Consider the following 23,065-nt stretch of genomic DNA (forward strand, 5'->3'; position numbering starts at 1 on the left):
CAACCTCACTTAAGCCGTTCCATATACGGTTGTTGGTATATAAATTTGAATAAATTCTTTTTTGATTAAGACTGGCGTAACCTTAACGGCCCCGCTGGTGTAATCAATCACTCCCTGAATATCGCCAGTATTGGTAATCAGATTTCCTGTGCTGCTATTAATTGGTACGTCGGTCAAAATTACTGTTCCTGCTGCATCTTTTACTGAATGATTTACAGGAATAGCCAGCTCAACACTATTGGGCTGAATGGCTGCACCAGTACCGATGGTAAAGCTTAGCTTTTGATTGCTATCTGGAGATATTGCCGACTTGGTTTGACCAAGCTGAGCGCCAAAGTTATAAATCACCGTGAACTGGGTATTTTTTTGCGGCAACTTATCCGGAATGATTTTACCCACACCAGTTGCATAGTTAATTTCACCTGTGGCATCCCCGGTAAATTTACCTTGTGCATTACTAATTGCTGTTTTTGCTTCACCTTCCAGCAGCCAGTTCACAGTCACCCCAGGTGCAATACCGGTTTGCCCTAGATCAAAATCAAACGCAGCTTTTTCAACACTTAAATTAGAGCGCACGAAAGTGACAATCGGTGTACCCCAGTTCAGTAGAATCGGTGTATCCACATCAGGTAAAGCGCCCGTAGTGAGTAACCATGATCCAGTTTCATAATTGATCATGCCTGAACCAAAGGATGGACTGGAAGCCTTTAACTGACCTGAGCCATCATCTTTAAGTTCATAGAACTTGCCTTGCGACATATATGAAATAGAAAGGCTACCTGGCGCAGGAATCGGAACTAAAACGCCGGTCCAGTTGGTCCCTTGGTTATTCTGAGTGACGGGGATGGCATCACTTTGATAATACTGGTTCGGTGCAGCTGCCGGCTTAAATGTGATATTTAAGCTCATAGTTCCGGTCGGAGCCGCTGCAGTCCACTGAATTAGTCCACGCTGATAATCAATGGTTCCGACCTGAGTGCCTTGAGTATTCTTGAGCAATCCACCTTGGTCGGTAATTTGCTGTCCTTGTAATGTAAAAGCTACACTTGAGGGAATCACTGCAGAACCGATGTAAAGATTTTGACTCACCCCAATCACCATATTCGGATAATTAACGGTAATGGTTCCGTTATTACCAGAAACCAGCACCACACTTTCACCGGCAGCATTGACATCAATGATCGGGGTTTCGGTCTGAGCGGATGGGATCAGTTGGGCAAAGATACTTTTGGCATTGACGGTAAACTCACCCACACCCGCATCAGAAGCCAACGCGGTAGATGAATAGTACAGGCCGGTATCAGCAACAATGGTATCGCGGATGATGGTCTTGGATTTCTCACCGTTGTACCACTGACGCGCTGAAAGTCCTACAAAATCAACTCCCAAGGCATCATTTAAGGAATAGGTGGCAATCTTATACTCAACATTTTTGCCGTCAATAACCATAATGGCAGTACGTGTTTCAACCTTGGTGATACGAACATACTGTTCATGCTCTAAAACCTTGCCCTCATCACTCACCAAAACAATGGTGTCACCTACTGAGGACTCAGTTTCTTGTGGAAACATAGCCACTTGCAGTGATGACATACCTTGCCAATGGGTATCGAGTGGTGTACCGGCAATCTGCCCGCCTTTAGCCAGATAGTTCTCTAACCGGTTCTGGGCAGACTGACGTTCATCGGTCCAGTTCTTGGTACTGAAAAGCAGTGCTGACACGTTTGGATCTTTAGGCAGTTCAGAGATAAAGACCGTTGCACCCATGAGTAGATCAGTATCATTGGTGGTCACTGCAGGAAAGATTTTGCGCATGGATACATCGCCCATGGTTCCGTCCATTTCCGACACATCATTAAACAGGTTGTTGCTGATGCCATCCTGAACCACGACACCGGAATATTTACCCCCGCCATCCGAGTTATCCGTCAAGCGTTCAGACTTGTAGATCACTAAATCTTTGGTTTCAATCGCCATCGTTTAACTCCGTAAAGCGCAAGGTCACGTTGTAATAATCATCCAGTGATACCGCTGGAATTCCTTTCACCGGATCAGCCTCTAAAGCGCCATCCTGATGGTTGAATTTGACTGTAAATTGCCGGTTGTCATGCGGCTGCTCAAACTGCAGTTTAAAATTCTCATCCTGTAGCTTGGACCACTCCAAAACAGTCCGTAATTGTCGAAGCTTGATCCACCCCATACTGGTGTCTGCCGGTTGTAGAGTGATAGGTCGTCCAGACTTCTTTTTACCTTCCTGAATAATCAAGGTGCCATCCATGGTATAGCCTTGATTCTGCTCAATGGCTTTCCACGAGAATTCATCAGGCCATAAAAAACCGTCCTCCAATGGGACGGTTTCTGATGTTGCTAAGCGAATGAGTTTCATGTTGATTTCGCCTGTGTTTTAAGTTGGTTGATCAATTGATTCATCATGGATTCCTGTTCTGCTGAGCCTGATAATGAAAGTGTCTGACCACCAAAACTAATGTTGTAGTTGACTGATTTTGAGGCATTGACCGTTGGAGTGCTTGGAACAGGCGCACTCACATTTGGCGCAAGACTGTTCACATCAACCGGCTTGGTTGAAGGCCCTGTTGATACAAGATTGCTGGCCGTCATCTGGCGAAGAAGGTCGTTAATCTTGTTGGTTCCCCATTGAGTGGTTAAGCCTTTAGCAGCAGCTGCATCGAACTCTTGATTAATTAGTGCTTTTATTCCCAGGTTGCCATCTTTACCCAAACCGTCCTCTTTAGCAGCGCGATCTGCTGCCATCGCCTCAGACCAAATAGTGCCAGCAAGTTTCTCAGCCTCTTTATCGCTATAACCCTTACTTTTAAGCTGTGATAAAACATCAGCTTTACTGTAAGAGTTATAGTTATAGATACCATTGCTGAGTGATTTGCTCTGCCGTTTCATTTCAGCGTCAAACTGTTTGGAAGCAGCTGCAACCGCATCACTCCATGCCTCTGTCGATGATTTGGCTTCTTCACGTGCAATACTCCCTGCATGACGATATCCATCGCCGATTCTTTCAGCCGAGTTTCTTACACGGTCATTGGATTTAGACCATTCATCCATAGTTTTAACAACAGCTTTACCTGTGCTGTCAATTTGAACTTCCAGATTACGACCTGCATTGGCTGCATTTGTCGATGCCACCACACCAGCATCACCCGAAGCTGCGGCTGCTTGTGCTGCTTTCCGATAAGCATTCTCAACCCCTTCAGCAGTAGCTTTGCCACTGTCACGAATTGTGATGTAGTCCATTAAAGCTTGTTGAGCTGCAAGTTTTAAATTTGCTTTAGTTTCAATTCCAAGACGCTTAAAAGCTTCAGTAACAGGATCAATATCATCAGGAAGTTTTTGAGCTTGCAATTTAATTGCAATTAAACCTTGCTCAACTTGAGATGTAGAAATCTGGCCTTGGTCACCAAACTCCTGAAGCTTAGCTTTGGCAGCATCAATTTCAGCTTGGCTTTTAGCTGCTTCTAGCCATTTTAACCATGCTTCATAAGTAACATCACCGGCCTGTTTACCCGTAACTCCCAGGCCTTCTAAACCAGCTACAAAACTATTAACATTGGCTTCACCTGCTTTAAATTTCTCTGAAACTCTATTTAAAGAAACATCCAAATCCAGCCCTAATGCAGTAGCAGCTTTTCGAGCTTTATCGGTAGCATTAGCTGTGGATTCAGCGCCTTCTTTGTTTTGATTCCATGCCTGGACACTCACTTTGCCAGACTGATCCAGAGTGACGATATAACCTTTCGTCATCAAATCAGCTTGCATTGTGCCATCCATGACACCGTTATTGGCAGCAATAGCAGCTTCAGCATAGGCCTGAACAGCACTTAACTTTTCGGCTTCAGTAACTTTCTTTCCATTTACTTCTGTTTGTTGGTGAGCAAGTAATTGGTCTAATTTGATTTTGGACGATGCAACTGATTCAGTATTTTTTTGCTCTTCAGTTTTACCAATCTCCTGGATAGCTGCAATACCTTTAGATTTAAAATCCATTGCACCATTTGAGGCTCTATCATAATACTCTTGAGCTTTCACAGCCATCGCCTCCATATCAGCAATGGCTTCTTTTTTAGTATCACCCCAAGTGAAGTTGGATTTTAATTTGTACCATGCAGCGGAGACATCATAGAACACGCCTGTTAGAAGATTTGCAACAATCGCAATACCTGAGAAGCCATCGCTAATAAATCCAAATGCAACATTTAAGGCTTGTAATAGCTTGGTTAAACCATTGGTTTTATCAGCTGCTGTATCCACTCCGCTATTAAAGTTGAAAATAGCCCCAAGTACTGTATTAATCTGATCTCCCGCAACCTCAAGACCATTACCTAATGCACTTGCCATTGATTTAATAGCATCATAAGCACTTACTAATGCCGTCTTTAAAGCTTCAATCGTTGCGGGATCAATCCTCTTAAGCTGATCACCTACCCATATAAAACCATCTCCAATATCTTCTAACAGTGTTTCCACTACGTCCATATTGTCCGCAATAGTTACCAGCCAATTCGCAGCAGTTGCTGACGCTCCATTTGACTGATCCATTTTGCCAATTAAAATTTGCCATTGGGTTGATATTTTGGTTAAGGCATTGCCAATAGTGGTAGGAAATTTATCGAAGGTTTGTTGAACAGCATCCTTTTGACTTAATAAGGCTTTATAGACGCGCTCTGCACCCAATTCGCCATTTTCAGCCATCTTGCGGAGTTCACCAGTCGTTACACCAAGACCTTTTGCAAGTGCTTCGGCTACTCCGTAACCATTCTCCATAATAGAGTTAAACTCTTCGCCACGCAGAACACCGCCCTGCATGGCTTGAATAAATTGCTGTACAGCTGCTTCACTGGCTTCAGCCGACCCACCACTGGTCTGAATCGCTTGATTAATTGTTTTTGTTAAATCAAGCGTGTTTTGCTGTGTCATCCCCATTTCTTTACCGACTGTATTGAGTCGTGTAAATAGACTGCCAGTAGCTTCAAGACTTGAGTTTGTTGCAAGTGCTACCTGATGCACACCCGACATAGCAGATATGAAGTCACCACCATCCCTTGTAGCGATGTTGATGCGGGCGGAAAGGTTTGTATATGAGTCAGCCACTTGGGCTAGTTCTCGGATACCTAGACCAATACCAAGTGCAGCCATAGCACCAACTAAGGCATTAACTGCAAACTTTGCACCATTAATTCCTTTTTGAGCTGTTTGTGCAGCACTATCAGTTTCATTTAACTTTGTATTGGCTTTGCCTACTTCTGCATGAAAATTATTAAATGCTTGATCAGCTTGTTGAACTTCTTTTTCTAATTGATCAACTTGTACTTTAGCTTTCTCGATATCCGCTGGTGATGCATTTGTTGATGCAAATTCCTGAAGTTTTTGCTTAGCGTGAGTTAAATCAGTGTTAAGTTGGCTTAAGGCTTTTTCAGCCTTATTGCCAAAATCTGTAAAGTTACCTGCAGTAGATTTAGCATTGTCGCCGGCATTTTTAATAATTCCAGTAGCAGCACTCAATGACTGAGTAAGTTTGTCTGCTAGTTCACTTGTGCCCTTTGGAACAATGTTGCCAATTTCTTTAGAAACTGATTCAGTAGCCTGTTTTAACTTATCTGATTCAGACTTAATAGCATTAAATACTGCTTTGACAGTCGATTCTGATTGTTTTGCTGCCGCAACGAGGCCTTTACTGTCACCATCCAGAATTAATTTAAATGTTAGATTTTTACCAGACATGCTGACCTCTAAATTTCAGGCATAAAAAAACCACCGAAAGGTGGTTGAGTTTAGTTTTAAAAAGCATCCTAGGATGCTTATCTTTTTACTCTTGTATCAAGGTTAAAATACTATTTTCAAAGAGAATATCTAATCATTTGATAAGAGTTACATTCATCTTATTCCTTCAATTCCTCAAAGAACTTTTTAAACTCTTTGGCATTGGCATGATGTGCTGATCGAATCACACTCGATAAATACTGCAGTTTATTCTTATGGTCTTTTTGCGCTGATTTTAAATATTGATCAAATGCACCATACGTCATATTCATAATGTCATCAGGACGATGGCCAGCACTGATTAAGTACTGGAATGAATCGAACCAGGTGGATTCAGCGGTTTGCTTCTTGGCTCCACGCTTTGGCTTTTCGTATTTAAAATAAGCCTGGTTGACCAGAAGCACAGCTTTGAGCAATTCTTTAAAACCCTGCTCATCAACAGCAAGTTCGACCAGTAATTTATTATCCAGTTCAGTAACACATGCAATTGTTGAAATGACCTGAACGCCATGAACTTTGAATAGCTCTGTCAAAATCATATCTGAATAATTTTGGTCTTTGATGAAGTTTTTAAGCGGTTCTGCATGTGTAGCCCAGATATCAAAGTCTTTCATTTGGATCTGACGAACTTCGATGTCTTGAAGCTTGATACTTCGATTCGTTGCTAGAAAAAAATCATTCATGGTTATATCTCAGGTATAAATTTCAGGTATTAAAAAAGCACCCGAAGGTGCTTTTATTTAATGACAATGTCTTTCGCCAGTGCTTCTTTCATTGTGACACCCGTCGCTTGCTGTTCTGCCACTGTGTGAATAAGCCATAGTTGTAACTAAAGTCAAAAGTACTAAAGCTATAATCTTGTCCAAAATACCCCCTACATATTAATGTATGAGATTCATTTATAGCTGAAATAGGTTATTTATCAAACTTTTTAAATAACCAATCTTTAACCAAATTAACTAAAAAAATCATTAGATAAGTGTTCTTACATAAATCTTATAAGATGCCGCTCTAATTCTTAATTATCTTACATTTACAGACATTGCTCATACGCACTAAATTAATTTATCACTTTACACTGGATTTAAGTTTTAGAAACGTAGAGGAAATTCAGATGAAAAAGTATTCAAAAATTCTATTACTGACCATATTTGGCTTCACTGGTACAGTAGCTATTGCAGAAGAAATCCCACCCGAAGCCACTGCCGCTGCAGAGGCACAACAGGCTGCATTGGATTACCAACAAGATAATCAATCTAAAGCACCGAATGAATAAATTTGAGCCCTCAAATAGAGGGCTTTTTTTAGAGCTAAATAAACTAACTCCATCTTCGCTTGCACGTGTTCTTCCATGCAAACTCAAAGTTTTCCGGATCGGTAAAACCTTCTATAAGAACTATATTCTGATCTACCATAATGAAACGCTTAAAGCCAGTGTAGGTATCGCGCTTTTTTATGTAATTAACTTCCCCACACGCCCCTACTTGATTTCGAAATATTACTAAATCTGGGCCTGGTAATGATTTTCTAAGAAATTCTCTAGAATCCTCTTGTTGCTTTTCTTCTACCACTCCAAGATCGGATATTTGATTATCTGCATCAACTTTGCTGCAACTCGCCATACCCATTGCAAGTAACAGTAAAATTTCCTTCTTCATAGTCCTTCCTTTTCTTGATGACCCACCTTACCTTTATTTTTCACATAAAAAAACCACTCCGAAGAATGGTTTTGTAGAGTTATGTTTACACTAATTAAACATTTGCCCAAATTGGTGAATAACCAACATCAGAGCAAGAGTTGAAGACGATGTTACGAGCATTTCTACTGTATTCATTATGATTCCCTCCTGCTTTTTATTGTTCTAATTTTATACATCATCATAAGAATTGTTATCAATACTAAATAAATGGAATAAGTAAAAAATTATGACAAATTTCAAGCATTAAAAAAACCACCTTTCGGTGGTCATAACTTATACAAATATATGTCAGATTAAATCGGAATAGTTGTAATAGTTCTTTGTAGGTGGGAAATAATTATCATCCCAAAAATTAAAAATGTTAGAGCAATTGTTGTAGAGTTATATATTCGCATTTATTCACTATCATATGTATAGGTTCACAAGATACCTAACTGCTGTTACAAAAGCAAACAACTTATTAGTTTTAAATAATTTTTTAGATTAAAAAATTACCCTAAGAGGGTGTTCTCACCCGACTCTCCAACCGTTTCCGACTCTCATCAATAAAAAATTTATTCAGGCGAAACAGGCACAAAAAAAGACGCTCATGCGCCTATAGGGTTCTTTGTGCCTATTTGGGTTAGACCGCTGCCGGAATTGTCACTACATGACCATACAGACCCAGGGCTGGATCTGCTTCTTTCGTCACATCCGATAAAGCCTGACCTGAAATTTCATATTGTCCTAATTCTTCATGAATCAATGGGAACGTCGTTTCTGGTGATTTTTTAGTACGCCATAGTGTTACAGCCACATGCTCACCGTTCGCAGTATTAATCCCTTTAAAGAAGAGCTCATACTCTTTTTCAAAGTCGGATGCTAGTGTGGTATGTGTTACTGCACCAGTCGTATAACTCGCAAGAATCGGCATGGTGAGATCAGCCACATCATTAAAAATAACAGTACCGAATTTAGCATCCAATGTGTAATCTTCAACGCTAACCGTTTTAGGCGTACCACTGGTTGAATCCTTGAATGAAACCGTTTTTAAGTTATAACCATCCAGCTTGATTTCTTCACCTGCAACCACAGTACCCAGAGACACATCAGCTTCTGTTTTTGTTGGTACGGCATGTGTCATACCAGAGAGAATATATTCCATGTTTTCTGGATTAACTTCTTCGAGTTGCCCCGAGAAATTAACTGAGGTCGCATTGATCATGGTGAAGTCAGTGGTACGCTTACCAGTCATTGATTCTTTATGCTCAATAACATCAGCACCAATTTCCAATTCAAACTCAGGTACGTTACCAAGTTGACGCATAGCACCGGCGATGCCATTCACAATCTCAGATAAGTAAAACTTACCTTGCAGAGAGATATAGTTCTTTTTAGCCATTACTTTTCATCCCCTGTGGTTTTCTTGGCTGGAGCAGCAATTTTTATTTCACGTGCTTCCTGAATTGTGCCATCAGTCAGTAATTTCTTAATTTGGGCATCACTTAGCCCACCGACTACATCGCCTTTTTTGAAGCGACCGACAGGCCGAGTTGCCGTGTATTGTTTCGCCATAACTGGCTCCTAAATGAATTTTTGTGATTCAAAGATAATGGTGATGTAGGCAATACGCGCTTATAAGCCTCTTCTTGTACTAGGTTACGTGTCTGGAAAGCATTATTTGCTGCAAGCGTAGCTGAGTAACTAACATGAATAAATTCACTGTCAGGCACCTTGCCAAAGCACCAAGCCATAAAATTAATTACAGCCAGTTCTGTTTTAGAGTATCGCGGTGGAACGTTAATGATTAGACGCTTGGTTTCACCTTGAAACACCTTCATTAATTCATCACAAATTACTCGATGGTGCCAGTTATGCAGCCATTTATACTTACGACGTTCTTTAAACATATAGCGCGAAAAGAAATACAGATCTTCCTGAGCCTCAAGTTGTATTGCCAATTCACGTGCTGGATCAATACTCATCTAAAACCCGCTCCCTTGCCTTCAGGTAGCTTTCAGTCGGCACGTTTGAACTTACTGTTTCAATAGGTTTACCGTCTTTACCGGTAATTTCTTGCTTAGTCACACGACCATCAGTTTCTTGGAATGCCTGTTTCAGCAGATTTTGTTTTGTCCGTTTATTTTTTCCAGAATCTTCATACATCTTTTGAAGTTCCATCAACCGGAAAGCCTTATTCGCAATCGCAATATCCTCAACATTTTCACGGAAGTCTTTGCGTGTTCGCTCAAATAAGTCCTTTAGTTTTTTACTGAGATTACGACCTGCATATTTTGTTGGGTCATAGCTATGGCATTGCTTACGATCAATCTTGATCTTGTATATTTCTTCTACCGAGTCTGCTACTTGTTGAGGGGTTTCAAAGCAAGCAAGAGACTGAACTATAAACATTTTTACAGGCTCTTTTAGTGCTGCCATAAACACCTCTTTGTCGTTCTACGTCGTACAAGATGGCCAAAAAAAAGAGCCCTAAGACTCTATCCAATCACACAGTTCCCACAACAAGCAGCAATATTAGTTTCTGATACGAATGGCGCATTCTTGGCAATTTCCAAAAGTCGTTTGACAGACTCATCCGCACCCCATCGTTTTGTTTCCCCAAAGAACACTTCAACATCGTGGCCAGCCAGGTAATGCTTAGGTAGTCCAGTCATATCGCTATAAATGATTTCGCCATCTGCATCGCGTTCAACACCAATGTGATATAGCTCATGTTCAATCAAACGACAAAATTCAAGATCTGAAGTTTGTTCACAGAAAGCAGCATCTACAGTAATTAAGTATTGAGGTACAAATCCAAACCAGTCCCGCATCTGTTGTTCCTGGCGTGCTTTCTTCCAACCACCTTGGTTGAACATAACTTTTTCACATTGACCCAGTACCATACGCTTTTTAGCCACACATGCAGATGATGCCCATGCGAATGCTAAAAAGGTCTCGTCATCATGTAGCAGCTCTGCAATGTGATCATGATCTGGGTTATGAAGTTCACCACCAATGGTTAGCCAGTTTTTTACTACCCATTCTTTTAGATCCACGGCGGGTGCAAGCAAAATAGCTTCTTGTTCTTCTGCTCGGTCAATTAGATCCGTTGGGGGAAATGGTCTGATCTGTTCCATCTTCTAATCTCTCTAACTGATTCTGAATCCAATTAATTGCATAACCAGATTCAATTTGATGAGGCTCAAAACGCACAAATGTGTAACCCATCTCTTCGGCAAGATCATACTTGTTAAATGAGTTTGCTATCTTTTTCCCACCACGACCAACTGACCATGGACTACCAACGATTTCAATCAGAAGCCTCAGCCTCACAACATAAAAATCGAAACGCCAATTTTTGGTTGATTCAAATTGAAACTTACGTTCATAACCAATGGCATGTTCTTCTAACTCTTGGAATAGTGTTTCTTCTGCTTCTAAGTATTTTTCTTTAGCCTTCGGTAAAGGTTTGGTGCATGGTTTAGATTTATGTGGGCGTTTCTTGGTTTTCCAGAAATATTCTTTTTCGTCCATATACACTCCTTGTATCAGCAAGGTATCGAGAAGATATAAATTAAATACCTTGACTATTTAAATAGTGATATAGATCAATCTGGCGACGAGTTTATTATAAAAACCTTTGAAATATAAATAAGATATAAACATTTAAATCCTACATATATCTACACTTGCCTCTCTAAATCATCTCACTGTAAGTGCTTCCACTATGTCACTCTTACCAGGTCGAATCTTCGACAACCAAAATTGAGAAAATTATGTTAGTTAATACAAATACCGCTCAAAAAGCTTCTTTTAATCAATTTTCAAATAACGCAACCCAAAACAAACCTACATCAAATGACCAAGCGCAAAAGCCCGCTCAAGACAAGCCTAATCAAAATGAAACAGCTCCCACTAAAGAGCAGCATGATCAAAAAGAAAATACTGATAAAAAATAAATCATAGCTCAATATTTTGATTAGTAAGAAAAGCCTATCTAGTTGATAGGCTTTTTGTATTTCCTATTCGTATTAAAAAACCTCCCGAAGGAGGTTCTGTACGTTATTGCTTTTCAGTTTTTAACCACAAAATGCCTTAAGAATTGTTTGAGTTTGTGGATCAGCAATTACAGTGACTCGTCCTGGATGATAATCCTTAGTTATAGGTTGACCCGGTGCAACCAGTCTAACAACCTCAGAATTTGTTTTTGATTTGATATCAGCTTCACTCGACAATGTCGTACGTGCTAATTTTGCTGCACTTTCAGGCACGCATTTTTTCATCATCTCAGGCTTGTGAACAACTTCTGTATCGGGAGTACCTGCACAAGCAGTCAAAGTCACTGCTGCAATAATAAGTGATACATTATAAAAAATTTTCATAAGCTTCTATCTTTAACATATAAAAGCAAGATCATACCTAGGTAAGTTTAGAGGAGCCTAGTCATATCAACAATGTTAATACACTTCTTAAAATATTGAGATTTAAAAAAAACCTGCTTAACTCTCCCAAGCTAAACAGGCGGTCCACGCTATATACAACAATCTATCTTTTTGTTTTGTGTAAACATCCTAGCAAAGGATTTACCTATAAGAATGTAATTATTTGTTTAATAGATCTATTTTTTTGCCTAACAAATAATCACTTAACTTCTTTCAAACAATCCCGACCTACTTTGATTTCTTCACGATCAGTCGTGTATTCAATCTCAGTTGCACCGTGAAAACTGAATAAGCACATTAAAAAGTAGAGCACTGATTTTTCTCCCAGCAAAAAAAATACCTCCTTAAGAAAGGAGGCTGATTAGAATAGAAACTACAGCGATAGATTCTGAAAGAATTATATGTCGAGAATATTTTTTAACCGTTGGTAAAATGTAACGTAATTAATCACAATAAAAAGCCCGCTTAATCGGGGGAATTAGGCGGGCCAGTATTTGCTTTACCATTTAGTTATTTTTACTGCTTTAACTTCTTGGAGTAATAAAAATATAGCACCTCAATTTCAATAAAAAAGTATAAAGAATGCGTAGAAACTGTTTTCACTTGTCTACTTTTAGTTATTTTTCTTTTGAAGGTATGGCAATTTAGATTTAAATCTAATTTCTTCCCTAGTTACTTTGAATTCCTTTCCTGTTCCAGGATGTACAAAAATATTTTCTTCGTCTAAACCAATCACCTTTTCATTAATCACTATTTTAGGTAAAGGTACACATACAGGTTTTCTTTTATGCTCATGAAAAACCTTTTAAAATACCTGCTCTACCACTATTTTCATACCACAACGACTTTTGGCTTTTACTTCTTTTAAGATGAAAGTCTTAGACATTTCTATTACCTGATTCTTATTTTTTTCAACCTAAATTATAAGAATATCAGTTTTTTTACTCTGTTAACTTTGAATCATGAAGTGTCTCAAAATACAGGTTTTAGGTAAAATGTTTTAAACCCATCACAATAATAATTTTTTTTGTGATATAAGCCTATAAGCCATAGTTATAAAGTTGTAATAGACAACCTAATGACAGAGATTTCTATCACTACCCAGCCTCACTTAGTTATCTTTATTAACATTGGATAAAGAAAATTCGGCTTCCTGTATCAATTGTTTTATTCTTTCTGATTTTTTTGCCTTTAAATCTAAATAAACGTAACTGCATAGAAAGCATAGGCATATTAAAAATATACCAATTAAAACAATAGTTCTGTTCCCTTCCATGTGCTGACCAATTGTTACGTTGTTATTGGTTTTAGTTATAATTCAGTATAGAGAAAGTATCAATAGCATAAAAATTTATAATTTTACCAAACATTAAAAGCCCGATCAGTGACCGAGCTTTTCTTGATATTTAAATCTATTCTTTTGAACACTTCACTTCAAACTGGTATTCGTCTTGAGTCACTTTAATTTTGATATTCTTGTATTTTCGTTTGTTTGGATCCATTGCTGAACCTGCTACTTCCTCAAAAAATACACGATTATCCATTAGTTCGCCATATGCTTTATAACCTAACAAAATCTTTTCAGGTTTTTTGCCGTTAACTGCTAATTCACTAAGAGTATCATCTAATTTCTTGACAGTTAGAATTGCCATTTCAGTTAAAGCTCAAAAAAAAAGTCATTATCGCTTATTTTTATGAACAAATAATGTCAAAAAAGCCGCCCGATTTAGTCACTTATTAATAACCAACCGCACTACCCAATATAGAACTTTTGATCAATCACCAAGCTCTCACTATCAAAACCTAGCTCTCTAAAAATTATAGGTATAAAAAACCCTAATAAGCATGAAGCAAATTAGGGTATAAACTTTAAATCTTTTTCGTTGGTAGCGGGAGCTGGATTTGAACCAACGACCTTCGGGTTATGAGCCCGACGAGCTACCAGACTGCTCCATCCCGCATCAACGAGGTGCCTTTATACGTACTATTAAGTGTTAATACAATCTTTATTTAAAATCAATATTTAAATCTAAAAAAAATCCTAATTAGTTATAAAATTTAATTAAATCTATCAAATTGCTGACTCTGTTATAAATAGAGGATGAGTAGACTTATATAAAGCTAACTTCTTTTTTTCATTTTCCAAATAAGATTTAGGCTCTTCTATCCAGGTAACCTTATCACTACCAAAATCTGAATTTCTTAGAGTCCAATCAGAAACTAAACCATAAATAAAAGTATTATCAGCAAAAATTAATTTCGACTTATTGCTGGTATTGCTCACAAACACTTTATGCGTTGGTAAAGATCCAAATATACTTATATGCGTATATAAATATCTATAAGTATCATTCATATTAGAAGTGTCCTAGTAACGGATCACTATACCAACAATAAGTCATACTAATTCAATTATCTGGTGGTAGCATTCAATTCAAACCACTAAAAATAAAGAAAGCCGCCATAAAAACTTACCTTTTTACTGAGCTTTACATAGCTATCTTAAAATTGATCATTAAGTTGTGAATATACCCATTTAATGAAATTAGATTTATTGTCAAAATCTGGTGCAAGTCTTAAGCTTAACGTTCGATTATGACCAAATTTGCCATACAGATTATGCGGTGCTTCGAATTTAAATTCCTGAGGATCCCCTTCATGTAGAGTTTTAAAATACTCTACAGATTTCTCAAATTTACTCTGACTTATGAAATCAGGTCTTTCTTTTAAAAATTCATAAACTTGTTCTAGAGCGGGTAAATAGTTATTTATGGGCATTCTTTTTTCTCTAGAACTGTAAATTTTATAAGGAAAACCTATTGTGAGTTAATGCTGGAAAAATACCTAATATTTTCTTACATTTTATGTAACCACTAAATATCGTTTTAAATTTGAAAATAGAGATTAAAAAAGCCCACCTTTCGATGAGCTTTAATATCTATTTATTTCAGTAGATAAATACTCAATAAATAATAATTTTTCTTCTATTTCTGGCATTTCACAGACCCAAAAAGTTCGGGAATCTAATCGAAAGTTGAATATTACAGCCAAGGTCCTAATTTCGATACAGGCATCTTCACCCTTGATCTCAGCAAATAATCGAAGAGCTATGGTAAGAAATTTTAACTTATTGACTATATGGTATTCAGACGACTCATACTCTTTTAAAGGTTCATCATATATAAAGCAGAATATCTCCTGAATCATTTCATTGCCTATTAGCGACATCAGACTATTAAAAATAAATGACCCTACGCCCCTGTAGTATTCAAGAAATGTAGTTAATCGTTAATTCTAATTGCGAAGAGCAATAAACAAAAAAGCCCACCATTTGGCGAGCTTTTATTATAAATAAATATCACTTCTTAATCAGGTTAGCGCAATACTTAGACTTTTCTTTATTATTCTCAAGCTTACTCATGTGCATGCACGAACAAAATAATTCAGACTGTTTATACTCAACCTCATCAGGCACATTGATGTCATAACATTTAGCATCAAATTCCGCCAATCGTGGAGGGGTAATCCATTCGCCCGAATAAAAAGGATACCCAAAACCGCCTAACACAATTATAAGCAGAGTAAGGATAGGCAGATTATTTTTAATATATTTTAGCATCCCAGAAACCCAAAAAAGCCCATCCAATGATGAGCTTCTAAATTAATCTAGTGCTTTAACGTACACTTCGATCACTATAGCTGAAATATGCCATATCCCTTGCGCAAGGTCAATATCTCTACATTGCCTTTAATTCCATGGTTATATACTATTTTCATTAATAATTTTAGAAATCCTGTCTTCCATGCCTGACTTTCAGCTTTCTTTAAGTGAATACCTAAATACGGTCCAAGAAGTTATACGTGTAACTTTTGATGAACCTGTCTGGGTGAAAGCTGAAATCCGTAACTTAAGTATCAAAGGCGGCCACTATTATTTAGAGCTAGCTGAAAAAGAAGAAGATACTGATAAAGTAATTGCCAGTTGTAAAGCAACGATCTGGAAGTTCTCTGCAGCAAAAATGGTTTTAAAATTTGAGCGTGAAAGTGGTATCGAATTATCTCGAGATCTAAACGTTCTTATTAAAGTTAAAGCTACTTTCAGTCCTCAATACGGTTTCTCAGTCAATATTGAAGATATCGATTCGAGTTATACCTTAGGTGACATTGCACGGCGTTATCAACAGATATTAGAGCGTTTAACTTCTGAAGGCTTGGTCAATAAAAATAAGCTCCTCCCCACTCCTTTCGACATTCAAAATGTCCTGGTCATTGCTCCGGAAAATGCTGCAGGTCTAGGGGACTTTAAAAAAGATGCAGATGCTTTAGATAAAGCCGGTGTTTGCCATTTCGTTTATCACACCGCGACCTTTCAAGGAAATACCGCTGCAGTTTCAATCATTAGTTCACTGGGGGATGGTTTACGTCAGTGGGTTAAAGATTTTGATGCAGCACCAGATCTAATCGTGATTATTCGTGGCGGCGGTGCCGTAAATGATCTGGCTTATTTGAATGACTATGATTTAGCTGCCCTACTCTGCAAACGTTCAGTTCCGATCTGGGTAGGTATTGGCCATGAAAAAGACAGAACCATTCTAGATGAAGTGGCTCACCGTTCTTTTGATACTCCCAGTAAAGTCATTGGAGGGATTCGTAATCTAATAGTTGAGCGCACTCAAGAGGTTTTGGATTCTCTACAAACGATCAAGCTCTTATCTCAGCACCAGATCACGGCGTATCAAAGCCAAAATGACCAATATATTCGAGTGATTAAGACACTTGCGCATGGCCAGATCAATGAAGCCAATAAAAGCCTAGATTTAATGAAAGGTACCCTGCAGTACTTAGCACAACAGCAAATCAAATTAGCATCAAATCAGGTTGAATCATTGATGCGTGAAACCCTATTACAGAATCCACGAAATGTGATGGCCAAGGGTTACGGTATCGTCCGCAGCCAAGGCAAAGCTATCCGTTCTATCCAACAGATTTCAGGTGATAGTATCCAGGTAGAATTACAGGATGGTACCATTGAAGCCAACGTGACACAGGTATTAAGTAATGACTAAAAAAGAATTAACGTTTAAAGAAGGCTATGAAGTTCTTAAGAAGAATGCTGAATTGCTTGAGTCGCAGGAAGAGCCTGATATTGATAATTTAATGAAAATCGTTGAAGAGTCTATGTCTGCCTACAAAGCCTGTAAATCACGTGTAGATGCTGTGCAACAGGCTTTGAATGAGACTTTTAAGGAATAAATTAACCATGTACAAAAAAAGAAAAATTAATATAAATAGTATTAATCGAAAATTTATTATCATAAAATTAAGTAGTGAATACCAGTTTAACTGGTGTGTTTTTTTCATGCTTTAACTTAAAAATATATAGATTAATCCCCAAACTCAAAAAAGTATAAAACTCACTATAACTATCGTTATATAAAACTTTATGAATATTTTTCTCAGATGATAAGGAGTTAATAAAATCATCATTAAATGTATCTAAAAATTTTAATAAATCTTTTAAATTAATATCCCAATCAACATCAATAAATTTTTCTTTAAGATAAAAACAAATTTCATTTTTATTTTCTTCAATCACCTCAGAATATTCATTTCCACAACAAATAGCGTCAATATTAGAAATTTTAATTTTTATATAAGGGTAAACTAAACTAAGGTCTCTTCGAATTAAGAAGGCATAGTAAACCCAATTTTTTTCTTTAAAAATTTGCTCATTTTCTTCATAAAATTTTAAAGACTCAAGAGAATAACTATTAAAAAAATTAGAAACCTTATAATATTTAAAAAATTCTGGATATTTTCTCTTATAAAAGAGTAATTCTTCATCTGTAGATATTTTTTTGATTTTTATTTTTTCAGAATTACTTATACTATCTAAAAAATATCTATTTCTCAAAGATTTATCATTAGGAAATAGAGCATTGTGACATTGATTTAGATTAAGGAAATTTTCACTAGTATTGTTTTTTATTCTAATATAAACATCTGAAATTATGATAAAGTCCACATTTTCGTAATCATTAATTTTTAAATCATAGGCTTTTGGATCTATAATTATACCGCCTGTGTAATCTTCACTTTCATTTTGAATATAATAAGAAACCCACTCTGTTTGATCAAAAAAATCTGAAACACATACTACTAATATATTTACATCCTTGCTTGAACTCCCATTAAACTTCTCATGTGCATTCATCAAATAGGATTTTGCCTTTCCATCTCTTCTAGCAACATGCAATTCTTTATCAAAATTTGTATTTTTAAGTCTACCCCACAAAATCTTCTTACTATAATCAATATCCTCATTATAACTCGGACATTTCACTTCAATATTTACATTGCATTTTTCTTCATCCCAAAAAACAGAAGTATCGACATCCTTTGTTAATCCAAATTTTTTTTCATATTCAAAATTTGAAAAATCGTTAGGTGAGGCATTAATTAGCTCATAGATTCCCCCAATCACAACTATTTCAGCCAAGCTTTGAAAAAATTGATCCTCATTAAAATTTTTTAGTGAAAATTGAAGCTTTTGATTAAAAAAATTCTTATACAAATTTATTGAAGTAATATTAAGTATTGCAAATTTTATGTATTGTAATAATTTTCTAAAATATTCATCACCAAAATCATTTAAAACAAAAAAATGTTTATCTGATTTAATATTATTAATTAAGTACTCTAAATCAGATAATTCAAACTTTTTTTTAATAAATAAATCTTCTAAATATTTTTCCACAACACTTAACTCCATTTTTTGAAAATGGATGATAATTCATTTAAAATAAACAATAAACCCATACCGACTATGCAACGCAGCCAACCCACACTTCACATCCATTCTGGCATCTAACTGGCTACGTTCATCTGTCACCATTTCAGACCATGAGCAGCTGTAAAAGTAACGGCTAATGATCGCATCCATCCAATCGTCCAGTACTTCTGATTGTCCCTGCAGATCCAAAACTAAACGTTGAACTGCTCGAGCTTCATTGTCATCAATTTCACAAGTCATTTTCGTTTTACGTGGTTTTGGCGGTATATAGTCCCCGGTAAGATAATCCGCAATAATCTGCAGCTGCTGATCAGTATTGATCTTTTTAGATTTTTTCGTCTTCACTGCATTATCCATAGCTACCGCAATAGGATTCAGAGTACGACCGCTAGAACTAGTACTGGTATATAACCACGCCCCGAACTGTTGTAACCACCCCTCTAAATCAAAACGCGACCAATCTACCGACTGTAAAATGTGTTGCTTTGCTACTGCAGTACTCATCGTTATAAATCCCCTACCATCTTCTCAATTTGCTGAACTGCTAAACCTGACTTCACTTGTTCTGTACTAAACCGTATTACCTGATAACCCATCATTACTGCAGCGTTATATTTTTCCATATCCCCAATGTAGCCTTTACCCCTTGTATGTCTCCCACCACTCCAGATCCCACCTTCAACCTCAACCAATATTCTTTTGCCTACCAGATGAAAATCAGCTTTCCATTTGCGTTTTTGGTGAAACTTAAATTCTCTCTCAAATTCGATTTTGAACGCTTTAAGCTGTGTGGCTAGCAATGACTCACCAATACTCTCAACTTTCGCACCACGGGGCTGACGTTTTGATTTATCTGTGGTCTTACTCTGTTTGCCATACAGCTTTTTGTATTCAGTCAGTGAAATGCTGCTCATGCATCACATCCATTGGCCAGTTCTTTAAAAAGTTGCTTTGCATGTTCAGTGAGAATAAATCCCTGTGGTGTTTCTCCATCCTTGATCACCAGTCCCCAACTTGCTAGTCCATTCAAATAGCGTTGTAAGCTACGAATCGAGATTCCCATATTTGGCTCAATAGCCTCATGAATTTGTTTAACAGAAATTCGCCCCTTGGTTGATGTCATGGTTTTGAAGATCATGATATTCATGTAGGTTCGATCTGCATGAGTCATGCTGCAGCTCCTAACGTTCCATTGAAGCCAACCTGTTTTAAATACGATTCCCATTTCTTCGCTTGAGCTGGATCTTCAAGTTTCACGGCGATACGAGCTGCAAGTTTGTCGTACGACTCTCCGGGTTCAGAGAACTTGCTTGAGAACTCAGGATGCTGTGAGAGTTTCTGAGCAAACGTGTGAATCTGTTTTTCAGAAAGCTGTTGAGATTTGGTCCCAGTACCTGCAGGTTTTCCAGAAACTGGATTTTGATTATTCGAATACTTGGTTCTGTATGCGTTAATCAACCAGTCAGCGAAGTGATAAATCATCAAAGCATCACTCATTGGTTTTTCAGCGTTGTAAATTTCGAATGCGCGTTTTTCTCGTTCAGCCCATTTCGAATTCATGATGGTTTCAAAATCGATGCTGTCATCGGCCAGATAAATTTCTTCTCGAAGTTTTTTAAAGCAAAACCACGATTTTTTATTTTTAGATTCATTGGGAGATTCCATTGGGAGATTCAGTGTCCCAATATTGGTACTGGTACCTGTCCCGTTTTCGGTACTGGTCGCGGTCCCGTTTTTGGGACTAGTACCACTTTTGGAACTAGTACCGCTAAAGGAACCTGTCCCACTTTTGGTACTAGTTCCATTTTTGGGACTGGTTGTGCCAGTGTTTTGATCATGTTCACGACCGTTCACGCCCAGCAATTGATAAACTTTTACCCCATTTCCACGAAACTCGCCTGTATCTTTCACCAGCTTAAGTAACTCTAGTTCATCTAATACTTTGATGATTGTTTTACGGTTAAGTTTGGTGTCTTCTACTAAACGTCGAACACTTGGATAGCAACGGTGATTTTCACCAGCACGATCAGCAAGTGATAAAAGCACAACACGTTGAGATGCATTTTTAACATCTGCTTTCCATGCCCAATTTGAAGCGTCTAAACTCATAGCTAAACCCCAACTATTTTGGGCTTCACATACCCACCAAATGATTCAACTGAATTCGATTTCACAAGGCTTGATACAATCTGATCAGCCAGGTAAATCGTGATACGAAATCTTCTTGCCATTAACTGTGAAAACTCAATTTTGGTAACGGCAGCGTTGTTTTCGTCATAGCCCTTTTTGAGAAGGCTTAATTTCTTTTGTTCCTGAATTTCATCAAGAATCTGTAGAGCAGGTTCATAAAATGATTGAATGCCCTGCTGTTGCTTGAAATCTGGTTGTTTCTGGAATTGGCTATTCATGATTCCCCCGAAACGAACAAAGCAACGGGTAAATCTAGACGGTGTTTGGCTTTAAGTTCGCTTAACGATGCAGTACGAACTAAATGACTCATAGCAAACTTTTGGTCTTCATCTAAAAACACACCCAAATGCTCTACAGTCGAAACTGTCATCAAGTGATCTGGCATATTTCCATGTATAAAAACAACGACATCTCCGGCAATCAGGTCGAATTTGTCATTGTTTAAATCTTGTGCTAAATTCATTTGCATATTTAAAACTCCGCAAGTGTTTTGAATTGGAAAAGCCTGATCTCTGAAGTCAGGCTTTTTCTATTTGTAGAGCTGATAAATACTTCGCACATTCACCTTTCATGGCTTTACGCAAAGACTGAATTTTGTGTTCAATTTCTTCCAGGATGCGATCTGTTTCATCCATTTCCGAAGGTGTCACCACACCATCTTCCAAAGCAGATAAAACCTGCTTATTTGCTGCGCCATTCCCTACATTCATACCTAGCAGCGATTCAAGAACACCGAGTTCATGATGTCTACCTTCTGCTTGATCTACTGGAACCAACACAAAGCCTAATTTATGCGCCCATACCTTCAAAGACGCTGGATTTTGGGTGTAAGTCAGCATTGCTTCAAATGCTTTTAGACTCGGCAAATGGTTTTCCATATTTGGATTGGCATAATTCAAAATCGTGTTGTGAGACACGCCAACAACATCAGCAATTTCTTTCGGGGTAATACCGTCGGATTGATGCACCATCTTGTGCAAAGCTGTTTTGGTCTCTTTCGATATATCCATGTGAATCCTTTGATTAAGTTCACGTTTATCTAAAACGCTAAGTTGTTGATAATTGGTTTAAGCGGTTAAGGTTTTTTGTTTATTTAGACCAATTTTCAAAATTTGATCTTTTGATAATTGCCCGTTTGTCATATCTGATATTTTTTCAGCGTAATTAGTCTCACCCTTATATTCAGTATAAGGAAGGGAATTTCTGGCGATCCACTTGTAGACGGCTCGCTCTGTGATATTTACTGAATTTGCAACGGTCTTTACACCGCCAGCACGTGAAATTGCGCTTTTGATAGTATCCATAATTCAAACCATACTGAACTTATGGTTCAACTTTAACAAGAACTGATAGTTCTTTCAATACTTATTATTATTGAACCATTGGTTCACTAGGTTTTTTTAAATGAATGCCTCAACAGATAAAATTAAAGAAGAATTTGCAAGTCGCATTAACGAGGCTATGGAATTAAATGGCTACCCTGTGCGTGGGCGTGCTCGCATACTTAGTAGAGAATTTGATATATCAGATAAGGGGGCTGGAAAATGGTTGAAGGGTGAAGCTATGCCGGAAACCTCGAAATTACCCTTATTGGCATCTTTTTTAGGGGTTTCTACAGAGTGGTTACTGAATGGATCTGAATCAGCAGCAAAAGAAAATAGTTCTATTAGAATTTCACCTGTCAAGTTTAGAGATGGTGAGAAAAAGAAATCCAATGTTAGGATTCCCATTTATAAAGATATCCGTGCATCATGCGGAGATGGTATTGAAAACTTCCTTGAGGATGTGAGTGAGTACTTAGATATAGACCCCTACATTCTTAAAGTTATGGGAATTCAAACAAAATCTGAAAATTTAAGAATTATTTATTCAGATGAATACAGCATGTGGCCTACAGTTGCGCCAGATAGTCCATTATTCATCGATGTGTCAGATAAAGATCCTAATGCTATAAAAAATGGCAATGTATATGTTTTTACTCACAACCATGAATTAAGAATGAAGCGAATTTTCGTTAGCTCTGTAGGTGGCAAGACTGTAAAACTAGCAAGTGATAACCCTGATAAAATCCGATACCCCGATGAATTTATTACCAACGACCAACTCAATGAAATTAATTTTGTCGGTCGCTTGGAGTTGGCTCTGGTTAAACCATAAATACGATAAAA

The 23,065-nt window shown here is 37.6% G+C and carries 29 protein-coding genes, 1 tRNA gene and 1 pseudogene; 5 read left to right on the plus strand and 26 right to left on the minus strand.

Annotation, left to right across the window (positions count from 1 at the left end; all coding sequences use genetic code 11):
- Positions 1–9: 9 nt before the first annotated feature.
- The 5 genes from AC3CAU_RS01500 to AC3CAU_RS01520 form a co-directional block, all read right to left on the minus strand.
- Positions 10–1,977 (minus strand): hypothetical protein, encoded by a 1,968-nt coding sequence (locus tag AC3CAU_RS01500; RefSeq protein ID WP_447053154.1) that lies wholly within the window; start codon positions 1,975–1,977, stop codon positions 10–12.
- A complete protein-coding gene (locus AC3CAU_RS01505) occupies positions 1,967–2,386 on the minus strand; it encodes a hypothetical protein (RefSeq protein WP_447053155.1) in 420 nt (139 codons plus the stop codon). Before AC3CAU_RS01505 ends, AC3CAU_RS01500 begins: the two co-directional genes overlap by 11 nt.
- The gene (locus AC3CAU_RS01510; protein WP_447053156.1) at positions 2,383–5,751 is read right to left on the minus strand and encodes a tape measure protein; all 3,369 of its coding nucleotides are present in this window, start codon (positions 5,749–5,751) and stop codon (positions 2,383–2,385) included. Before AC3CAU_RS01510 ends, AC3CAU_RS01505 begins: the two co-directional genes overlap by 4 nt.
- A gap of 158 nt (positions 5,752–5,909) precedes the next feature.
- Complete coding sequence (locus AC3CAU_RS01515; protein ID WP_447053157.1) at positions 5,910–6,473, minus strand: hypothetical protein; 564 nt, start codon at positions 6,471–6,473, stop codon at positions 5,910–5,912.
- A gap of 57 nt (positions 6,474–6,530) precedes the next feature.
- The gene (locus AC3CAU_RS01520) at positions 6,531–6,611 is read right to left on the minus strand and encodes a YHYH domain-containing protein (protein ID WP_350417026.1); all 81 of its coding nucleotides are present in this window, start codon (positions 6,609–6,611) and stop codon (positions 6,531–6,533) included.
- A 293-nt stretch (positions 6,612–6,904) separates the two neighbouring features.
- Between AC3CAU_RS01520 and AC3CAU_RS01525 the strand changes: the two genes are divergently transcribed.
- The gene (locus tag AC3CAU_RS01525; RefSeq protein ID WP_165494045.1) at positions 6,905–7,066 is read left to right on the plus strand and encodes a hypothetical protein; all 162 of its coding nucleotides are present in this window, start codon (positions 6,905–6,907) and stop codon (positions 7,064–7,066) included.
- Positions 7,067–7,109: 43 nt separating this feature from the next.
- On the opposite strand, the gene AC3CAU_RS01530 is transcribed toward AC3CAU_RS01525, so the two are convergent.
- From AC3CAU_RS01530 to AC3CAU_RS01560, 7 genes and pseudogenes are all read right to left on the minus strand, one after another.
- A complete protein-coding gene (locus tag AC3CAU_RS01530) occupies positions 7,110–7,448 on the minus strand; it encodes a hypothetical protein (protein ID WP_447053158.1) in 339 nt (112 codons plus the stop codon).
- A gap of 664 nt (positions 7,449–8,112) precedes the next feature.
- A complete protein-coding gene (locus tag AC3CAU_RS01535) occupies positions 8,113–8,871 on the minus strand; it encodes a phage tail tube protein (protein WP_131217135.1) in 759 nt (252 codons plus the stop codon).
- On the minus strand, positions 8,871–9,044 hold the full coding sequence (locus tag AC3CAU_RS01540) for a hypothetical protein (protein WP_447053159.1): 174 nt from the start codon (positions 9,042–9,044) through the stop codon (positions 8,871–8,873). Before AC3CAU_RS01540 ends, AC3CAU_RS01535 begins: the two co-directional genes overlap by 1 nt.
- A gap of 47 nt (positions 9,045–9,091) precedes the next feature.
- Positions 9,092–9,454: pseudogene (locus tag AC3CAU_RS01545) on the minus strand (phage terminase large subunit); the annotation flags it as partial.
- A complete protein-coding gene (locus AC3CAU_RS01550) occupies positions 9,444–9,908 on the minus strand; it encodes a DUF2280 domain-containing protein (protein WP_131217160.1) in 465 nt (154 codons plus the stop codon). The gene AC3CAU_RS01550 and the pseudogene AC3CAU_RS01545, both read right to left, overlap by 11 nt.
- A gap of 59 nt (positions 9,909–9,967) precedes the next feature.
- The gene (locus AC3CAU_RS01555) at positions 9,968–10,609 is read right to left on the minus strand and encodes a putative metallopeptidase (RefSeq protein WP_447053160.1); all 642 of its coding nucleotides are present in this window, start codon (positions 10,607–10,609) and stop codon (positions 9,968–9,970) included.
- Positions 10,569–11,006, minus strand: a complete 438-nt coding sequence (locus tag AC3CAU_RS01560) for a hypothetical protein (RefSeq protein WP_447053161.1) — start codon at positions 11,004–11,006, stop codon at positions 10,569–10,571. Before AC3CAU_RS01560 ends, AC3CAU_RS01555 begins: the two co-directional genes overlap by 41 nt.
- Positions 11,007–11,248: 242 nt before the next feature.
- Here AC3CAU_RS01560 and AC3CAU_RS01565 point away from each other — a divergent pair, with 242 nt between their 5' ends.
- Positions 11,249–11,431 carry a hypothetical protein gene (locus AC3CAU_RS01565; protein ID WP_131217166.1) on the plus strand — a complete coding sequence of 61 codons (183 nt, stop codon included), beginning with the start codon at positions 11,249–11,251 and terminating at the stop codon, positions 11,429–11,431.
- 120 nt (positions 11,432–11,551) lie between these two features.
- On the opposite strand, the gene AC3CAU_RS01570 is transcribed toward AC3CAU_RS01565, so the two are convergent.
- From AC3CAU_RS01570 to AC3CAU_RS01590, 5 genes are all read right to left on the minus strand, one after another.
- Complete coding sequence (locus AC3CAU_RS01570; protein ID WP_131217168.1) at positions 11,552–11,854, minus strand: I78 family peptidase inhibitor; 303 nt, start codon at positions 11,852–11,854, stop codon at positions 11,552–11,554.
- A gap of 1,472 nt (positions 11,855–13,326) precedes the next feature.
- Positions 13,327–13,566: a hypothetical protein gene (locus AC3CAU_RS01575; protein ID WP_447053162.1), complete on the minus strand. Its 240-nt coding sequence runs from the start codon at positions 13,564–13,566 to the stop codon at positions 13,327–13,329.
- Positions 13,567–13,798: 232 nt separating this feature from the next.
- A tRNA-Met gene (locus AC3CAU_RS01580) sits at positions 13,799–13,875 on the minus strand.
- Between the two features lie 110 nt (positions 13,876–13,985).
- Positions 13,986–14,270: a hypothetical protein gene (locus tag AC3CAU_RS01585; protein WP_131217170.1), complete on the minus strand. Its 285-nt coding sequence runs from the start codon at positions 14,268–14,270 to the stop codon at positions 13,986–13,988.
- Between the two features lie 146 nt (positions 14,271–14,416).
- Positions 14,417–14,692 (minus strand): hypothetical protein, encoded by a 276-nt coding sequence (locus tag AC3CAU_RS01590; protein ID WP_447053163.1) that lies wholly within the window; start codon positions 14,690–14,692, stop codon positions 14,417–14,419.
- Between the two features lie 1,025 nt (positions 14,693–15,717).
- Here AC3CAU_RS01590 and xseA point away from each other — a divergent pair.
- Both xseA and xseB read left to right on the plus strand, forming a co-directional pair.
- Positions 15,718–16,980, plus strand: coding sequence for an exodeoxyribonuclease VII large subunit (xseA, locus tag AC3CAU_RS01595; RefSeq protein WP_447053164.1), 1,263 nt, complete (start codon positions 15,718–15,720; stop codon positions 16,978–16,980).
- Complete coding sequence (gene xseB, locus AC3CAU_RS01600) at positions 16,973–17,167, plus strand: exodeoxyribonuclease VII small subunit (RefSeq protein WP_009586282.1); 195 nt, start codon at positions 16,973–16,975, stop codon at positions 17,165–17,167. The genes xseA and xseB overlap by 8 nt, the downstream gene beginning before the upstream one ends.
- A 67-nt stretch (positions 17,168–17,234) precedes the next feature.
- Here the strand turns inward: xseB and AC3CAU_RS01605 are convergent, their stop codons facing one another.
- Genes AC3CAU_RS01605 through AC3CAU_RS01645 form a run of 9 tightly spaced genes read right to left on the minus strand, consistent with a single transcriptional unit; the run spans position 17,235 to position 22,201 of the window.
- The gene (locus AC3CAU_RS01605; protein ID WP_447053165.1) at positions 17,235–18,671 is read right to left on the minus strand and encodes a hypothetical protein; all 1,437 of its coding nucleotides are present in this window, start codon (positions 18,669–18,671) and stop codon (positions 17,235–17,237) included.
- A 36-nt stretch (positions 18,672–18,707) separates the two neighbouring features.
- Complete coding sequence (locus AC3CAU_RS01610; RefSeq protein WP_447053166.1) at positions 18,708–19,211, minus strand: hypothetical protein; 504 nt, start codon at positions 19,209–19,211, stop codon at positions 18,708–18,710.
- Positions 19,212–19,213: 2 nt separating this feature from the next.
- Positions 19,214–19,621 (minus strand): DUF559 domain-containing protein, encoded by a 408-nt coding sequence (locus AC3CAU_RS01615; RefSeq protein ID WP_447053167.1) that lies wholly within the window; start codon positions 19,619–19,621, stop codon positions 19,214–19,216.
- Positions 19,618–19,878, minus strand: a complete 261-nt coding sequence (locus AC3CAU_RS01620; RefSeq protein WP_447053168.1) for a hypothetical protein — start codon at positions 19,876–19,878, stop codon at positions 19,618–19,620. The genes AC3CAU_RS01615 and AC3CAU_RS01620 overlap by 4 nt, the downstream gene beginning before the upstream one ends.
- On the minus strand, positions 19,875–20,816 hold the full coding sequence (locus AC3CAU_RS01625; RefSeq protein ID WP_447053169.1) for a helix-turn-helix domain-containing protein: 942 nt from the start codon (positions 20,814–20,816) through the stop codon (positions 19,875–19,877). The genes AC3CAU_RS01620 and AC3CAU_RS01625 overlap by 4 nt, the downstream gene beginning before the upstream one ends.
- Before the next feature lie 2 nt (positions 20,817–20,818).
- Complete coding sequence (locus AC3CAU_RS01630; protein WP_447053170.1) at positions 20,819–21,115, minus strand: hypothetical protein; 297 nt, start codon at positions 21,113–21,115, stop codon at positions 20,819–20,821.
- A complete protein-coding gene (locus AC3CAU_RS01635; RefSeq protein WP_447053171.1) occupies positions 21,112–21,366 on the minus strand; it encodes a hypothetical protein in 255 nt (84 codons plus the stop codon). Before AC3CAU_RS01635 ends, AC3CAU_RS01630 begins: the two co-directional genes overlap by 4 nt.
- A 49-nt stretch (positions 21,367–21,415) precedes the next feature.
- Entirely contained in the window at positions 21,416–21,907 is a 492-nt protein-coding gene (locus tag AC3CAU_RS01640; protein ID WP_447053172.1) for a phage regulatory CII family protein, read from the minus strand.
- Between the two features lie 57 nt (positions 21,908–21,964).
- On the minus strand, positions 21,965–22,201 hold the full coding sequence (locus tag AC3CAU_RS01645) for a YdaS family helix-turn-helix protein (protein ID WP_447053173.1): 237 nt from the start codon (positions 22,199–22,201) through the stop codon (positions 21,965–21,967).
- Between the two features lie 100 nt (positions 22,202–22,301).
- Here AC3CAU_RS01645 and AC3CAU_RS01650 point away from each other — a divergent pair, with 100 nt between their 5' ends.
- Positions 22,302–23,054, plus strand: a complete 753-nt coding sequence (locus AC3CAU_RS01650) for a S24 family peptidase (RefSeq protein ID WP_447053174.1) — start codon at positions 22,302–22,304, stop codon at positions 23,052–23,054.
- Positions 23,055–23,065 lie beyond the last annotated feature (11 nt).

It is taken from the genome of Acinetobacter sp. GG23 (genome assembly GCF_057766365.1).

What these genes read in the sequence shown, in the direction of transcription:
- AC3CAU_RS01535 (WP_131217135.1), bottom strand. Translation starts at nt 8,871, where the DNA reads ATGGCTAAAAAGAACTATATCTCTCTGCAAGGTAAGTTTTACTTATCT.
- AC3CAU_RS01620 (WP_447053168.1), bottom strand. Translation starts at nt 19,878, where the DNA reads ATGACTCATGCAGATCGAACCTACATGAATATCATGATCTTCAAAACC.
- AC3CAU_RS01525 (WP_165494045.1), top strand. Translation starts at nt 6,905, where the DNA reads ATGAAAAAGTATTCAAAAATTCTATTACTGACCATATTTGGCTTCACT.
- AC3CAU_RS01570 (WP_131217168.1), bottom strand. Translation starts at nt 11,854, where the DNA reads ATGAAAATTTTTTATAATGTATCACTTATTATTGCAGCAGTGACTTTG.
- xseA (WP_447053164.1), top strand. Translation starts at nt 15,718, where the DNA reads ATGCCTGACTTTCAGCTTTCTTTAAGTGAATACCTAAATACGGTCCAA.
- AC3CAU_RS01640 (WP_447053172.1), bottom strand. Translation starts at nt 21,907, where the DNA reads ATGGATATATCGAAAGAGACCAAAACAGCTTTGCACAAGATGGTGCAT.
- AC3CAU_RS01505 (WP_447053155.1), bottom strand. Translation starts at nt 2,386, where the DNA reads ATGAAACTCATTCGCTTAGCAACATCAGAAACCGTCCCATTGGAGGAC.
- AC3CAU_RS01565 (WP_131217166.1), top strand. Translation starts at nt 11,249, where the DNA reads ATGTTAGTTAATACAAATACCGCTCAAAAAGCTTCTTTTAATCAATTT.
- xseB (WP_009586282.1), top strand. Translation starts at nt 16,973, where the DNA reads ATGACTAAAAAAGAATTAACGTTTAAAGAAGGCTATGAAGTTCTTAAG.
- AC3CAU_RS01650 (WP_447053174.1), top strand. Translation starts at nt 22,302, where the DNA reads ATGAATGCCTCAACAGATAAAATTAAAGAAGAATTTGCAAGTCGCATT.
- AC3CAU_RS01520 (WP_350417026.1), bottom strand. Translation starts at nt 6,611, where the DNA reads ATGGCTTATTCACACAGTGGCAGAACAGCAAGCGACGGGTGTCACAAT.
- AC3CAU_RS01515 (WP_447053157.1), bottom strand. Translation starts at nt 6,473, where the DNA reads ATGAATGATTTTTTTCTAGCAACGAATCGAAGTATCAAGCTTCAAGAC.
- AC3CAU_RS01560 (WP_447053161.1), bottom strand. Translation starts at nt 11,006, where the DNA reads ATGGACGAAAAAGAATATTTCTGGAAAACCAAGAAACGCCCACATAAA.
- AC3CAU_RS01585 (WP_131217170.1), bottom strand. Translation starts at nt 14,270, where the DNA reads ATGAATGATACTTATAGATATTTATATACGCATATAAGTATATTTGGA.
- AC3CAU_RS01510 (WP_447053156.1), bottom strand. Translation starts at nt 5,751, where the DNA reads ATGTCTGGTAAAAATCTAACATTTAAATTAATTCTGGATGGTGACAGT.
- AC3CAU_RS01645 (WP_447053173.1), bottom strand. Translation starts at nt 22,201, where the DNA reads ATGGATACTATCAAAAGCGCAATTTCACGTGCTGGCGGTGTAAAGACC.
- AC3CAU_RS01550 (WP_131217160.1), bottom strand. Translation starts at nt 9,908, where the DNA reads ATGGCAGCACTAAAAGAGCCTGTAAAAATGTTTATAGTTCAGTCTCTT.
- AC3CAU_RS01625 (WP_447053169.1), bottom strand. Translation starts at nt 20,816, where the DNA reads ATGAGTTTAGACGCTTCAAATTGGGCATGGAAAGCAGATGTTAAAAAT.
- AC3CAU_RS01575 (WP_447053162.1), bottom strand. Translation starts at nt 13,566, where the DNA reads ATGGCAATTCTAACTGTCAAGAAATTAGATGATACTCTTAGTGAATTA.
- AC3CAU_RS01610 (WP_447053166.1), bottom strand. Translation starts at nt 19,211, where the DNA reads ATGAGTACTGCAGTAGCAAAGCAACACATTTTACAGTCGGTAGATTGG.
- AC3CAU_RS01540 (WP_447053159.1), bottom strand. Translation starts at nt 9,044, where the DNA reads ATGGCGAAACAATACACGGCAACTCGGCCTGTCGGTCGCTTCAAAAAA.
- AC3CAU_RS01635 (WP_447053171.1), bottom strand. Translation starts at nt 21,366, where the DNA reads ATGCAAATGAATTTAGCACAAGATTTAAACAATGACAAATTCGACCTG.
- AC3CAU_RS01555 (WP_447053160.1), bottom strand. Translation starts at nt 10,609, where the DNA reads ATGGAACAGATCAGACCATTTCCCCCAACGGATCTAATTGACCGAGCA.
- AC3CAU_RS01530 (WP_447053158.1), bottom strand. Translation starts at nt 7,448, where the DNA reads ATGAAGAAGGAAATTTTACTGTTACTTGCAATGGGTATGGCGAGTTGC.
- AC3CAU_RS01630 (WP_447053170.1), bottom strand. Translation starts at nt 21,115, where the DNA reads ATGAATAGCCAATTCCAGAAACAACCAGATTTCAAGCAACAGCAGGGC.
- AC3CAU_RS01500 (WP_447053154.1), bottom strand. Translation starts at nt 1,977, where the DNA reads ATGGCGATTGAAACCAAAGATTTAGTGATCTACAAGTCTGAACGCTTG.
- AC3CAU_RS01590 (WP_447053163.1), bottom strand. Translation starts at nt 14,692, where the DNA reads ATGCCCATAAATAACTATTTACCCGCTCTAGAACAAGTTTATGAATTT.
- AC3CAU_RS01615 (WP_447053167.1), bottom strand. Translation starts at nt 19,621, where the DNA reads ATGAGCAGCATTTCACTGACTGAATACAAAAAGCTGTATGGCAAACAG.